Source organism: Micromonospora sp. NPDC049139 (genome assembly GCF_055586845.1).
In genome coordinates this window covers 605,225-619,431 of sequence record NZ_JBVJHK010000002.1, presented here as the reverse complement: position 1 = coordinate 619,431, position 14,207 = coordinate 605,225, and the positions used below count along the sequence as shown (strand labels likewise).

At 68.8% G+C, this 14,207-nt stretch carries 8 protein-coding genes; all 8 read left to right on the top strand.

The genetic code is table 11. The features are described 5' to 3' along the window. The first annotated feature begins 521 nt into the window (after positions 1 to 521). The 8 genes from rpoB (at position 522) to tuf (ending at position 14,137) form a co-directional block, all read left to right on the top strand. Complete coding sequence (gene rpoB, locus ACZ6Q9_RS06420) at positions 522 to 3,953, top strand: DNA-directed RNA polymerase subunit beta (protein ID WP_393264987.1); 3,432 nt, start codon at positions 522 to 524, stop codon at positions 3,951 to 3,953. Positions 3,954 to 4,033: 80 nt separating this feature from the next. Continuing rightward, entirely contained in the window at positions 4,034 to 7,921 is a 3,888-nt protein-coding gene (locus ACZ6Q9_RS06415) for a DNA-directed RNA polymerase subunit beta' (RefSeq protein ID WP_393265052.1), read from the top strand. Positions 7,922 to 8,019: 98 nt separating this feature from the next. Then, positions 8,020 to 8,391, top strand: a complete 372-nt coding sequence (locus ACZ6Q9_RS06410) for a hypothetical protein (RefSeq protein WP_393264989.1) — start codon at positions 8,020 to 8,022, stop codon at positions 8,389 to 8,391. A 470-nt stretch (positions 8,392 to 8,861) separates the two neighbouring features. Further along, the gene (locus ACZ6Q9_RS06405) at positions 8,862 to 9,209 is read left to right on the top strand and encodes a hypothetical protein (protein WP_393265054.1); all 348 of its coding nucleotides are present in this window, start codon (positions 8,862 to 8,864) and stop codon (positions 9,207 to 9,209) included. A 495-nt stretch (positions 9,210 to 9,704) separates the two neighbouring features. Further along, a complete protein-coding gene (rpsL, locus tag ACZ6Q9_RS06400) occupies positions 9,705 to 10,079 on the top strand; it encodes a 30S ribosomal protein S12 (protein WP_007465318.1) in 375 nt (124 codons plus the stop codon). A 1-nt stretch (position 10,080) separates the two neighbouring features. Then, a complete protein-coding gene (gene rpsG / locus ACZ6Q9_RS06395; RefSeq protein WP_013735957.1) occupies positions 10,081 to 10,551 on the top strand; it encodes a 30S ribosomal protein S7 in 471 nt (156 codons plus the stop codon). A gap of 75 nt (positions 10,552 to 10,626) precedes the next feature. Further along, complete coding sequence (fusA, locus tag ACZ6Q9_RS06390; protein WP_393264992.1) at positions 10,627 to 12,723, top strand: elongation factor G; 2,097 nt, start codon at positions 10,627 to 10,629, stop codon at positions 12,721 to 12,723. Positions 12,724 to 12,943: 220 nt separating this feature from the next. After that, positions 12,944 to 14,137: an elongation factor Tu gene (gene tuf / locus ACZ6Q9_RS06385; RefSeq protein ID WP_357692539.1), complete on the top strand. Its 1,194-nt coding sequence runs from the start codon at positions 12,944 to 12,946 to the stop codon at positions 14,135 to 14,137. Positions 14,138 to 14,207: the final 70 nt, after the last annotated feature.

The following is a 14,207-nucleotide window of genomic DNA, read 5'->3' as shown; positions in this document are numbered from 1 at the left end:
GTCACGGCGGGCGGTGATCCGACAGTGGATCGCCGCCCGCCGTCTTGGTGGCCCCGGTCGCAGCGCGGTGAGCAGGGCGTCCACGCCTGGCGTCGGCGCGTACGCGGTGCGTGGCGATAGCCCGTGGGTGGGAAAGACGGGGCGACCCGGATGCCGGCCCTTGACGCGGCCCCGGGCTGACAGGCACGCTGACACCAGCAAGACCTTCCGCGCTTGCAACGGCCACCACTTGGGTAATGGCAGCGGCAGCACCATCGGCCGCCACACCCGAGCGGCCCGGCAGGAACGTCGCGTTCCGAGCGGCCCGGTGAGACCCGGTTCCTGGGGGTCCCGAGGCACGTTCCGCGACGACCTGCGGGGTGGGCTGGACAGCGGTTAGCCTCTCGGCTACACTGCTAGTTTGCGCTGCCTTCCGACTTGACCCCTGCTCGGAAATGTCCGTTTACGGATAATTCTGGTGGGGTCATTGGAGTGCACGCGTACCAGCCGTTCTGCAGCACCGGTCCTCGGAAGGACGCATCTTGGCAGCTTCCCGCCCTGCGAAGACCAGTCGTACGTCGAGCGCATTCGCTCCCCGCCGAGTCTCATTCGGCAGGATCACCGAACACCTCGAGGTCCCCAACCTCCTCGCCATCCAGAACGAGTCCTTCGACTGGCTCGTCGGCAACGAGGCTTGGCAGGGCCGGTCGGCGGACGACCCGCACGCACGCTCGGGTCTCGCGGAGATCCTCGACGAGATCAGTCCCATTGAGGACTTCTCCGGCACCATGTCGCTCTCCTTCTCGGCTCCGCGCTTCGACGAGGTCAAGGCCTCGATCGAGGAGTGCAAGGAGAAGGACCTGACCTACTGCGCCCCGCTGTTCGTGACCGCGGAGTTCACCAACAACACCACCGGCGAGATCAAGAGCCAGACGGTGTTCATGGGTGACTTCCCGATGATGACGCCGAAGGGCACCTTCATCATCAACGGCACCGAGCGCGTCGTGGTCAGCCAGCTCGTCCGGTCCCCGGGCGTCTACTTCGACAAGCAGCCGGACAAGACCTCCGACCGCGACCTCTCCAGCGTCAAGGTCATCCCCAGCCGGGGTGCCTGGCTGGAGTTCGACATCGACAAGCGCGAGACGGTCGGCGTTCGCATCGACCGCAAGCGCCGGCAGGCCGTCACGGTGCTGCTCAAGGCCATCGGTTGGTCGGCCGAGCGGATCCGCGAGCGGTTCGGCTGGTCCGAGCTGATGATGACCACGCTCGAGAAGGACCACATCGCCGGCCAGGACGAGGCGCTTCTCGACATCTACCGGAAGCTCCGCCCTGGCGAGCCGCCGACCCGCGAGAACGCCCAGACCCTGCTCGACAACCTCTTCTTCAACCCGAAGCGGTACGACGTCGCCAAGGTCGGGCGTTACAAGTTCAACAAGAAGCTCGAGCTGAACGTGCCGATCACCACCGGCACGCTGACCGAGGACGACATCGTCGCCACCGTGGAGTACCTCTGCCGGCTGCACGCCGGTGAGGAGGGCTACGAGGCCGACGACATCGACCACTTCGGCAACCGGCGTCTGCGTACGGTGGGCGAGCTGATCCAGAACCAGGTCCGGGTCGGGCTGTCCCGGATGGAGCGGGTCGTCCGCGAGCGGATGACCACCCAGGACGTCGAGGCGATCACGCCGCAGACCCTGATCAACATCCGCCCGGTCGTGGCGGCGATCAAGGAGTTCTTCGGCACCTCGCAGCTGTCCCAGTTCATGGACCAGACGAACCCGCTGGCGGGCCTGACCCACCGGCGCCGGCTGAGCGCGCTCGGCCCGGGTGGTCTGTCCCGGGAGCGGGCCGGCTTCGAGGTCCGCGACGTGCACCCGTCCCACTACGGCCGGATGTGCCCGATCGAGACGCCGGAAGGCCCGAACATCGGTCTGATCGGCGCGCTGTCCACCTTCGCCCGGGTCAACCCGTTCGGCTTCATCGAGACGCCGTACCGGAAGGTCGTCGACGGTCGGGTCACCGACCAGATCGACTACCTGACCGCGGACGAGGAGGACCGGTTCGTCAAGGCGCAGGCCAACGCGCCGCTGACGGCCGACGGGTCGTTCGCCGAGGACCGCGTCCTGGTCCGCCGTAAGGGCGGCGAGACCGAGGACGTCCCGCCGGCGGCCGTGGACTACATGGACGTGTCGCCGCGGCAGATGACCTCGGTCGCGACCGCGATGATCCCGTTCCTCGAGCACGACGACGCCAACCGGGCGCTCATGGGCGCGAACATGCAGCGCCAGGCGGTGCCGCTGGTCAAGGCCGAGTCGCCGCTGGTCGGCACCGGCATGGAATACCGTGCCGCGGTCGACGCCGGTGACGTGGTGGTCGCCGAGGTCGGTGGCGTCATCGAGGACCTCTGCGCCGACTACATCACCATCCACCAGGACGACGGCCACCGCCGCACGTACCTGCTGCACAAGTTCCGCCGCTCCAACGCCGGCTCCTGCGTCAACCAGAAGCCGGTGGTCTTCGAGGGCGACCGCGTCGAGGCCGGCCAGGTCATCGCCGACGGTCCGTGCACCGACGAGGGCGAGATGGCGCTCGGGCGCAACCTGCTCGTGGCGTTCATGTGCTGGGAGGGCCACAACTACGAGGACGCGATCATCCTGTCGCAGCGCCTCGTGCAGCAGGACGTGCTCACCTCGATCCACATCGAGGAGCACGAGGTCGACGCCCGGGACACCAAGCTGGGCCCGGAGGAGATCACCCGCGACATCCCGAACGTCAGCGAGGAGATGCTCGCCGACCTCGACGAGCGCGGCATCATCCGGATCGGCGCCGAGGTCGTCCCCGGCGACATCCTGGTCGGCAAGGTCACGCCCAAGGGCGAGACCGAGCTGACCCCGGAGGAGCGGCTGCTCCGCGCGATCTTCGGTGAGAAGGCGCGCGAGGTCCGCGACACCTCGCTGAAGGTGCCGCACGGCGAGACCGGCACGGTCATCGGCGTGCGTACCTTCTCCCGCGAGGACGGCGACGAGTTGCCGCCGGGCGTCAACGAGCTGGTCCGGGTCTACGTCGCCCAGAAGCGGAAGATCCAGGACGGTGACAAGCTCGCCGGCCGGCACGGCAACAAGGGCGTCATCTCCAAGATCCTGCCGATCGAGGACATGCCGTTCCTGGAGGACGGCACGCCGGTCGACATCGTGCTCAACCCGCTGGGTGTGCCGAGCCGGATGAACATCGGCCAGGTGCTGGAGACCCACCTCGGCTGGGTGGCCAAGACGGGGTGGAGCGTCGACGGCGACGACGCCGAGTGGAAGCGTCAGCTCCGCTCGATCGAGGCCCACGAGTCCGAGCCGGACACCAACGTGGCCACGCCGGTGTTCGACGGCGCCCGTGAGGAGGAGATCTCCGGCCTGCTCGCGTCGACCCTGCCCAACCGGGACGGCAAGCAGCTCATCGGCTCTTCCGGAAAGGCACAGCTGTTCGACGGCCGCTCCGGCGAGCCGCTGCCGGACCCGATCGCGGTCGGCTACATCTACATCCTGAAGCTCAACCACCTGGTCGACGACAAGATCCACGCCCGGTCGACCGGCCCGTACTCGATGATCACGCAGCAGCCGCTGGGTGGTAAGGCGCAGTTCGGTGGCCAGCGCTTCGGTGAGATGGAGTGCTGGGCGATGCAGGCGTACGGCGCCGCGTACGCCCTGCAGGAACTGCTGACGATCAAGTCCGACGACGTCCTCGGCCGGGTCAAGGTCTACGAGGCGATCGTCAAGGGCGAGAACATCCCCGAGCCGGGCATCCCCGAGTCGTTCAAGGTGCTGCTCAAGGAGCTGCAGTCGCTGTGCCTCAACGTCGAGGTGCTCTCCAGCGACGGTGTGGCCCTCGAGATGCGCGAGACCGACGACGAGGTGTTCCGGGCCGCGGAGGAGCTGGGCATCGACCTGTCCCGGCGCGAGCCGAGCTCGGTCGAAGAGGTCTGAGGTGAGCGGTCGGGGGCCGGCTCGCCGGCTCCCGACCCCACCCACTAGCTAGCAGTACAGACGACGACATAGGGGACATGGTGCTCGACGTCAACTTCTTCGACGAGCTGCGCATTGGCCTCGCCACCGCCGACGACATCCGTCAGTGGTCGCACGGCGAGGTCAAGAAGCCTGAAACGATCAACTACCGCACCCTGAAGCCGGAAAAGGACGGGCTCTTCTGCGAGAAGATCTTCGGTCCGCAGCGGGACTGGGAGTGCTACTGCGGTAAGTACAAGCGGGTCCGCTTCAAGGGCATCATCTGCGAGCGCTGCGGCGTCGAGGTGACCCGGTCGAAGGTCCGCCGTGAGCGCATGGGCCACATCGAGCTCGCCGCTCCGGTGACCCACATCTGGTACTTCAAGGGCGTGCCGAGCCGGCTGGGCTACCTGCTGGACCTCGCCCCCAAGGACCTCGAGAAGATCATCTACTTCGCCTCGTACGTCGTGACGAGCGTGGACGCCGAGGCGCGTCACCGCGACCTCTCGACGATCGAGAACGAGATCCTGGCCGAGAAGCGGCAGGCCGAGAACAGCCGCGACTCGGAGATCGAGAAGCGTGCCGCCAAGCTCGAGGCCGACCTGGCCGAGCTGGAGGCCGAGGGTGCCAAGGCGGACGTCCGGCGCAAGGTCAAGGAGGGCGGAGAGCGCGAGATGCGCCAGATCCGCGACCGGGCCCAGCGCGAGATCGACCGCCTGGACGAGGTGCTCGACACCTTCCGCAAGCTGGAGCCGAAGCAGCTGGTCACCGACGAACTGCTCTACCGCGAGCTGCGGGACCGGTTCGGCGAGTACTTCACCGGCGGCATGGGCGCCGAGGCCATCAAGGCGCTGGTCCAGAACATGGACCTCGACGCCGAGGCCGAGAGCCTGCGCGAGACCATCCGCTCCGGCAAGGGCCAGCGGAAGATCCGGGCGCTCAAGCGGCTGAAGGTCGTCGCGGCGTTCCTGAACACCCGCAACTCGCCGCTCGGCATGGTGCTGGACTGCGTCCCGGTCATCCCGCCGGACCTGCGCCCGATGGTGCAGCTCGACGGTGGCCGCTTCGCGACCTCCGACCTGAACGACCTGTACCGCCGCGTGATCAACCGGAACAACCGTCTCAAGCGGCTGATCGACCTCGGCGCGCCCGAGATCATCGTCAACAACGAGAAGCGGATGCTCCAGGAGGCCGTCGACGCGCTGTTCGACAACGGCCGTCGCGGCCGGCCGGTCACCGGCCCGGGCAACCGCCCGCTCAAGTCGCTGTCCGACATGCTCAAGGGCAAGCAGGGCCGGTTCCGCCAGAACCTGCTGGGCAAGCGCGTCGACTACTCCGGCCGTTCGGTCATCGTGGTCGGCCCGAAGCTCAAGCTGCACCAGTGCGGCCTGCCCAAGCAGATGGCGCTGGAGCTGTTCAAGCCGTTCGTGATGAAGCGGCTGGTGGACCTCAACCACGCGCAGAACATCAAGTCCGCCAAGCGGATGGTCGAGCGGCAGCGGCCGGTCGTGTGGGACGTGCTGGAAGAGGTCATCGGCGAGCACCCCGTCCTGCTGAACCGGGCGCCGACCCTGCACCGGCTGGGCATCCAGGCCTTCGAGCCGCAGCTGGTCGAGGGCAAGGCCATCCAGATCCACCCGCTGGTCTGCACCGCGTTCAACGCCGACTTCGACGGTGACCAGATGGCGGTCCACGTGCCGCTCTCCGCCGAGGCCCAGGCCGAGGCGCGGATCCTGATGCTGTCGTCGAACAACATCCTCAAGCCGGCCGACGGCAAGCCGGTCACCATGCCCACCCAGGACATGGTCATCGGGCTCTACCACCTCACCCACCTCACCGCCGGTGAGCGGGGCGAGGGCCGGGCGTTCAGCTCGGACGCCGAGGCCCGGATGGCCTTCGACAACGGCGAGCTGCACCTGCAGGCCCCGGTGAAGATCCGGCTGCGTGGCGTGGTCGGGGTCGACAACGGCGCCGGCGCCGAGCCGTGGACCGCCCCGGAGGGCTGGGTCGAGGGCGACCCGCTGACCGTGGAGACCACCCTCGGCCGGGTGCTGTTCAACGAGACGCTGCCGCAGGGCTACCGCTTCGTGAACTACGAGATCCGCAAGGGTCAGCTCTCCGCGATCGTCAACGACCTCGCCGAGCGCTTCCCCAAGGTGGCGCTGGCCGCCACCCTGGACGGGCTCAAGGAGGCCGGTTTCCACTGGGCCACCTGGTCCGGCGTGACGATCGGCATGGAGGACGTCATCGCTCCGCCGCGCAAGCGGGAGATCCTGGAGCGGTACGAGAAGGAAGCCGACCGGATCGACAAGCAGTACCAGCGTGGTCTGATGACCGCCGAGGAGCGCCGCGGCGAGCTCATCGAGATCTGGACCAAGGCGACCAACGAGGTCGCCAAGGAGATGGACACCGCGCTGCCGCAGGAGAACCCGCTGTGGAAGATGATCAACTCGGGTGCCCGCGGTAACCTGCTCCAGCTCCGGCAGATCGCGGCGATCCGTGGTCTGGTGGCCAACCCGAAGGGCGAGATCATCCCGCGGCCCATCAAGGCCAGCTACCGGGAGGGTCTCTCCGTGCTGGAGTACTTCATCTCCACGCACGGTGCCCGGAAGGGTCTCGCGGACACCGCCCTGCGTACCGCCGACTCGGGTTACCTGACCCGTCGTCTGGTGGACGTCTCGCAGGACGTGATCATCCGCGAGGAGGACTGCGGCACCGACCGCGCCATCCCGATGCAGATCGGCGAGCGGATCGACGGCAAGCTGGTCGTGCACGAGCACGCCGAGACCAGCGTGCATGCCCGGACGCTGGCCGACGACATCAAGGGGCCGGACGGCACTGTCGTCGCCGAGCGGGGTCAGGACATCAACTCCATCGGGGTCGACAAGATCGTCGCCGCCGGGGTGGAGACGGTCCGGGTGCGCAGCGTGCTCACCTGCGAGTCGAAGCTGGGCGTCTGCGGTGCGTGCTACGGCCGTTCGCTGCCGACCGGCAAGACCGTGGACGTCGGCGAGGCGGTCGGCATCATCGCCGCCCAGTCGATCGGTGAGCCGGGTACGCAGCTGACGATGCGTACCTTCCACACCGGTGGTGTCGCGGGTGAGGACATCACCCAGGGTCTGCCCCGTGTCCAGGAGATCTTCGAGGCCCGGGTCCCGAAGGGCAAGGCGCCCATCGCCGACACCCCGGGTCGGATCCGGATCGAGGACGGCGAGCGGTCGCGGAAGATCATCGTGGTGCCGGACGACGGTAGCGACGAGATCGTCTACGACAAGATCTCCAAGCGGGTCCGGCTGCGGACCCACGACGGCGACCACGTCGAGGTCGGCGAGAAGCTCACCGAGGGCACCATCGACCCGCATGAGCTGCTGCGCATCCTCGGCCCGCGCGCGGTCCAGGTCCACCTGACCCAGGAGGTCCAGGAGGTCTACCGCTCGCAGGGTGTGCTCATCCACGACAAGCACATCGAGATCATCATCCGCCAGATGCTCAAGCGGGTGACGGTCATCGACTCCGGCTCGACCGAGTTCCTGCCGGGCGTGCTGGTCGACCGGGCGCTGTTCGAGTCGGAGAACCGCCGACTCGTCTCCGAGGGCGGCGAGCCCGCCGCCGGTCGCCCGGTGCTGATGGGTATCACCAAGGCCTCGCTGGCCACCGACTCCTGGCTCTCGGCGGCCTCCTTCCAGGAGACCACCCGGGTGCTGACCGACGCGGCGATCAACTCGCGCAGCGACTCGCTCGTCGGCCTCAAGGAGAACGTGATCATCGGTAAGCTCATCCCGGCCGGTACGGGCATCAGCAAGTACCGCAACGTCCGGGTCGAGCCGACCGAGGAGGCGAAGGCCAAGGTCTACTCGATGACCGGCTACCCGGAGACCGACTACGGCTTCGGGCCGGCCAGCGGCCAGGCGGTTCCGCTGGACGACTTCGACTTCGGGTCGTACCGCTAAACAGCACGGACGACGAGGCCCCCGGCAGCCGCCGGGGGCCTCGTCGTGTCCCGGGATCGGCCGGCCCGATCCGGCGGGGCCGGGGCATGATGGAGGGCATGACGACCGCACCCGGGCAGGCGCCCGTCGCCCCGCCGGTGCCGCCGCGCCACCCGCTCGACCCGGACCCGGCCCGGGCCACCAAGGCGAAGGCGGTCTTCGCGCTGGGCCTGATCGGCGCGCTGACCGGCCTGTTCGTCGGCGGCGTGGTGCCCGCCACGGTGGCGCTCCAGCTCGCCCGGCAGGCGCGCCGGGAGGCGTACGCGTCGGGGGGTTTCCTGACCGGTGCGGCCTGGCTGCGCCAGGGGGAGCGGCTGGCCTGGACGGGCCTGGTCCTGGCCGCGGTCACCGTGGTGGCCGCGGTGGTGGTCGGGGTGGTCCGCCTCGCCGACGCGCCCTACGGGCAGGACTTCGCGCCGAACGTGGACTGACCGCCCGGGGGAACGGGTCCCGCCGGGAGTGGGCCGTCCGCCCGCCGGCGGTAGCCTGGCCCGGTGTCCGTCGCGCGGCGGTGGACGCCGAGACGTCGACAGGAGGACCCGTGACGGAACCGGCGCGCTTCCCGGGCAGCGACCCCGCGGCGCCCCCCGCCACGCACCCGGACGCCGCCCCGTCCGACGCGGGGCAGTGGGCGCGGCCCGACGCGGCTGCCCCGTCCGCCCCGACGGGATACCCGCCACCGCCCACGGCCGTCGGCTGGGGCACGCCTTCGGGCCCGGGTCCCGGCACGCCTCCCGGGGCGGCTCCAGGCCCGGGTCCCGGCACGCCTCCGGGCACGGCTCCCGGTTCGGGTCCCGGCTGGGGTGGCGGCTCCGCCTTCCCGGCACCGACGCCTCCGCCGCCGCGGGAGCCGGGTCGGCCGCCGAAGCGGGTCGAGGCGGTCGCCGGCACGCCGTTCGGCGTGGTGCACCTGGACGTGCCCCCGGTCACCTCCGGCCTCGCCGTCGGTTCCCTGGTGGCCGGGATCGTCTCGATCCTCGTCGCGCTGCTGGTGGTCTGCTTCGGCGCGGTCGCCGGCATGGGCGGCGCCTGGGCGGCCGGCGCCTTCACCGTGCTGGGCGTCCTGTCGGGGGCGGGCGCGGTCGTCGCCGGCCTGTTCGGGCTGCGACAGATCCGCCGTGCGGCGCCGCCGCCGGCGGTCCGGTTCACCGGGCGGGGGCTGGCGGTGGCCGGCGTGAGCTGCGGCGGAGCGGGACTGCTGCTCAGCCTGCTCGGGCTGGGGCTGGCGTTGCTGGTGGCGCTGGCGTGACGCGGAGCCGCGACGGCCGGGCGTGAGCGGAGCCGCCCCGGGGTCGACGGGCCGGTTCCTGGGGAAGCCGGTACACTTGTGACCGTAGGTGCCCATCACGGGCGGGCAGGCGCGACGGGTTCGATCGGCGGGCGGGTGAGACGCTACGCCGGCCACTCCGTTTTGACCTGTGCGGTTGTGGTAGGTACTCTTTCCCCTTGTGCCCGGGCAGGCCCGGGCAACTCGTGCGTGCGCTGGATCCGGCGAGCCGGAGATCGCGCGGGAGCACGACAAAGCCAAAGACCCGGCGCGCGGCCTGCCGTGTGCCGGTGAAAGACCCCGGTCGACACGCGTGAGCGCCGACGCCGGGACCGTGAGCTGGGCGACACGCCCGACCGCGGGTGCCGGGACCTCCGCGAGGTGGCCCTGGTCGGAATGTAGGAGAGCCGGTCATCAGGTCGGCTACGGCAGAAGGCGCGGCCGCCACACAGCGGCCGAAGGGAGCGGAGAAGCCCGGTGCCCACCATTCAGCAGTTGGTCCGAAAGGGCCGTCAGGCCAAGACGACCAAGACGAAGACCCCGGCGCTCAAGGGGTCTCCCCAGCGGCGCGGCGTGTGCACCCGCGTGTACACCACCACCCCGAAGAAGCCGAACTCGGCGCTCCGCAAGGTCGCTCGTGTCAAGCTCAGCAGCCAGATCGAGGTGACCGCCTACATCCCGGGCGTCGGCCACAACCTGCAGGAGCACTCGATCGTGCTCGTCCGCGGCGGCCGTGTGAAGGACCTCCCCGGCGTGCGGTACAAGATCGTTCGCGGCTCGCTGGACACCCAGGGTGTCCGCAACCGCAAGCAGGCTCGCAGCCGTTACGGCGCGAAGAAGGAGAAGAGCTGAGATGCCGCGTAAGGGACCCGCTCCGCGGAAGCCGCTGGTCGCTGACCCGGTGTACAACTCGCCGCTGGTCACCCAGCTGGTGAACAAGATCCTGCTGCGTGGTAAGCGTCAGCTCGCCGAGCGCATCGTCTACGCGGCCCTCGAGGGCTGCCGCGAGAAGTCCGGCACCGACCCGGTCGTCACCCTCAAGCGGGCGATGGACAACGTCAAGCCGACCCTCGAGGTGCGCAGCCGCCGCGTCGGTGGCGCCACCTACCAGGTCCCGGTCGAGGTCCGCCCGGCCCGGGCGACCACCCTGGGCCTGCGTTGGCTGGTCACCTACTCCCGCGCCCGTCGCGAGAAGACCATGGTCGAGCGGCTGATGAACGAGCTGCTGGACGCGAGCAACGGCCTCGGCGCCGCCGTCAAGCGGCGCGAGGACACGCACAAGATGGCCGAGTCCAACAAGGCCTTCGCGCACTACCGCTGGTAACACCCTGGTTCCGGCGTCCGCGTGACGCCGGAACCGCCACCAGTTGTGTCGAGACGACGATAAGTAGGGATTGAAGTGGCCGCCGCAGACGCGCTCGCCAACGTACGCAACATCGGCATCATGGCCCACATCGATGCCGGTAAGACCACCACCACCGAGCGGATCCTGTTCTACACCGGCATCACGTACAAGATCGGTGAGGTCCACGAGGGCGGTGCCGTCATGGACTGGATGGAGCAGGAGCAGGAGCGTGGTATCACCATCACCTCCGCTGCTACCAAGTGTGAGTGGAAGGGCCACACGATCCAGATCATCGACACGCCCGGCCACGTCGACTTCACGGTCGAGGTCGAGCGGTCGCTGCGGGTGCTGGACGGCGCGGTCGCGGTCTACGACGGCGTCGCCGGCGTGGAGCCGCAGACGGAGAACGTCTGGCGGCAGGCGGACAAGTACAACGTCCCCCGGATGTGCTTCGTCAACAAGCTCGACCGGACCGGTGCCGACTTCTTCCGCTGCGTGCAGATGATGATCGACCGGCTCAACGCCACCCCGCTGGTGCTCCAGATCCCGATCGGCGCCGAGTCCGACTTCATCGGTGTGGTCGACCTGGTCGAGATGCGGGCGCTGACCTGGCGCGGGGAGACCCAGAAGGGTGAGGACTACGCGGTCGAGGAGATCCCGGCCGACCTCGCCGACTCCGCCGCCGAGTGGCGCGAGAAGCTGATGGAGACCCTGGCCGACGTCGACGACGCGGTGATGGAGAAGTACCTGGAGGGCGAGGAGATCTCCGTCGAGGAGATCAAGGCCGCCATCCGTCGGGCCACCATCGCCGGCAAGGCCAACCCGGTCCTCACCGGCACCGCCTTCAAGAACAAGGGCATCCAGCCGATGCTGGACGCGGTCATCGCGTACCTGCCGTCGCCGCTGGACATCCCGGCGATCGAGGGCACGGCCACCGACGGCGAGACGCCGATGCAGCGCAAGCCGTCCGTCTCGGAGCCGTTCTCCGGCCTGGCCTTCAAGATCCAGACGGACAAGCACCTCGGCAAGCTCACCTACGTCCGGATCTACTCCGGCACGCTCGAGTCCGGCTCCCAGGTGGTCAACTCCACCAAGGACCGCAAGGAGCGGATCGGCAAGATCTACCAGATGCACGCCAACAAGCGGGAAGAGCGCAGCTCGGCCCAGGCCGGCGACATCATCGCGGTGCAGGGTCTCAAGCAGACCACCACCGGTGACACCCTGTGCGACTCGGCGAACCCGGTCATCCTGGAGTCGATGACCTTCCCGGAGCCGGTCATCGAGGTCGCCATCGAGCCGAAGACCAAGGCCGACCAGGAGAAGCTCAGCACCGCCATCCAGCGGCTGGCCGAGGAGGACCCGACCTTCCGCGTCAAGCTGGACGACCAGACCGGCCAGACGGTCATCTCCGGCATGGGCGAGCTGCACCTGGACATCCTGGTCGACCGGATGCGCCGCGAGTTCAACGTCGAGGCCAACATCGGTAAGCCGCAGGTGGCGTACCGCGAGACCATCCGCCGCAAGGTGGAGAAGGTCGAGTACACCCACAAGAAGCAGACCGGCGGTTCCGGCCAGTACGCCCGGGTGATCATCAGCCTGGAGCCGCTGCCGCTGGGCAACGACGCCCCGACCTACGAGTTCGCCAACGCCGTGACCGGTGGCCGCATCCCCCGGGAGTTCATCCCGTCGGTGGACGCGGGTGCGCAGGACGCCATGCAGTACGGCATCCTCGCCGGCTTCCCCCTGGTGGGCGTCAAGCTCACCCTGGTGGACGGCCAGTACCACGAGGTCGACTCGTCGGAAATGGCATTCAAGATCGCCGGCTCGATGGCGATGAAGGAGGCGGCCCGCAAGGCCGACCCCGCGCTGCTCGAGCCGATGATGGCCGTTGAGGTCACCACTCCCGAGGAGAACATGGGTGACGTCATCGGCGACCTCAACTCCCGCCGTGGCATCATCCAGGCGATGGAGGAGCGCAGCGGCGCCCGCGTCGTCCGGGCCCTGGTGCCGTTGTCGGAGATGTTCGGCTACGTCGGCGACCTGCGGTCGAAGACCCAGGGCCGGGCTAGCTACAGCATGCAGTTCGACTCCTACGCCGAGGTTCCGGCCTCGGTCGCGAAGGAGATCATCGCCAAGGCGACGGGTGAGTGACCTCACCTGACGTGCTCCGATGATCCGGGGCGGTCGCGGGAGGGTGCTCCCCGCCCGCGGCCACCTCGGTCGGGATGCGTGAGACCGGGCCTGTAGGCTTCATCGCCGCAGAACCCACCAAAGCTCTCCGGCCGCCAGGCCGGAAAGGCTGTCGACAGAGTCCTAAGCGCCGACCGGCGCGCCGGGGCGAACGAACCAAGAAGTCCACAGGAGGACACCAGTGGCGAAGGCGAAGTTCGAGCGGACTAAGCCGCACGTCAACATCGGCACCATTGGTCACATCGACCACGGTAAGACGACGCTGACGGCGGCCATCACCAAGGTCCTGCACGACCAGTACCCGGACCTGAACCCGTACACGCCGTTCGACGAGATCGACAAGGCGCCGGAGGAGAAGGCCCGCGGCATCACGATCTCCATCGCGCACGTCGAGTACCAGACCGAGGCGCGGCACTACGCGCACGTCGACTGCCCCGGTCACGCCGACTACATCAAGAACATGATCACCGGTGCCGCGCAGATGGACGGCGCGATCCTGGTGGTCGCGGCGACCGACGGCCCGATGCCGCAGACCCGCGAGCACGTGCTGCTGGCCCGCCAGGTCGGCGTGCCCTACATCGTCGTGGCGCTCAACAAGAGCGACATGGTCGACGACGAGGAGCTCCTGGAGCTCGTCGAGCTCGAGGTCCGCGAGCTGCTCTCGTCGCAGGAGTACCCGGGTGACGACCTGCCGGTCGTCCGGGTCTCGGCGCTGAAGGCCCTCGAGGGTGACCCCGAGTGGACCGGCAAGCTGCTGGACCTGATGACCGCTGTCGACACCGCGATCCCGCAGCCGGAGCGCGAGACCGAGAAGCCGTTCCTCATGCCGATCGAGGACGTCTTCACGATCACCGGCCGCGGCACCGTGGTCACCGGCCGCGCCGAGCGTGGCATCCTCAAGCCGAACGAGGAGGTGGAGATCGTCGGCATCCGCGAGAAGTCGATGAAGACCACCTGCACCGGCATCGAGATGTTCCGCAAGCTGCTCGACGAGGCCCGCGCGGGTGAGAACGTCGGTCTGCTGCTGCGTGGCATCAAGCGCGAGGACGTCGAGCGCGGCATGGTCGTCATCAAGCCGGGCACCACGACCCCGCACACGGAGTTCGAGGCGACGGTCTACATCCTCTCCAAGGAGGAGGGCGGCCGGCACACCCCGTTCTTCCAGAACTACCGTCCGCAGTTCTACTTCCGGACCACGGACGTCACCGGTGTCGTCACGCTCCCCGAGGGCACCGAGATGGTCATGCCGGGTGACAACACCACCATGACGGTGAAGCTGATCCAGCCCATCGCCATGGAGGAGAACCTCAAGTTCGCGATCCGCGAGGGTGGCCGCACCGTCGGCGCCGGGTTCGTCACCAAGATCATCAAGTGAGCTAGGTAACCCCGATTAGACCCGCCGCCGGTCGTGCGGCATACTAGTCAGGTTGCGTAACGACAGTTCG

What these genes read in the sequence shown, in the direction of transcription:
- ACZ6Q9_RS06410 (WP_393264989.1), top strand. Translation starts at nt 8,020, where the DNA reads ATGACGACCGCACCCGGGCAGGCGCCCGTCGCCCCGCCGGTGCCGCCG.
- rpsG (WP_013735957.1), top strand. Translation starts at nt 10,081, where the DNA reads ATGCCGCGTAAGGGACCCGCTCCGCGGAAGCCGCTGGTCGCTGACCCG.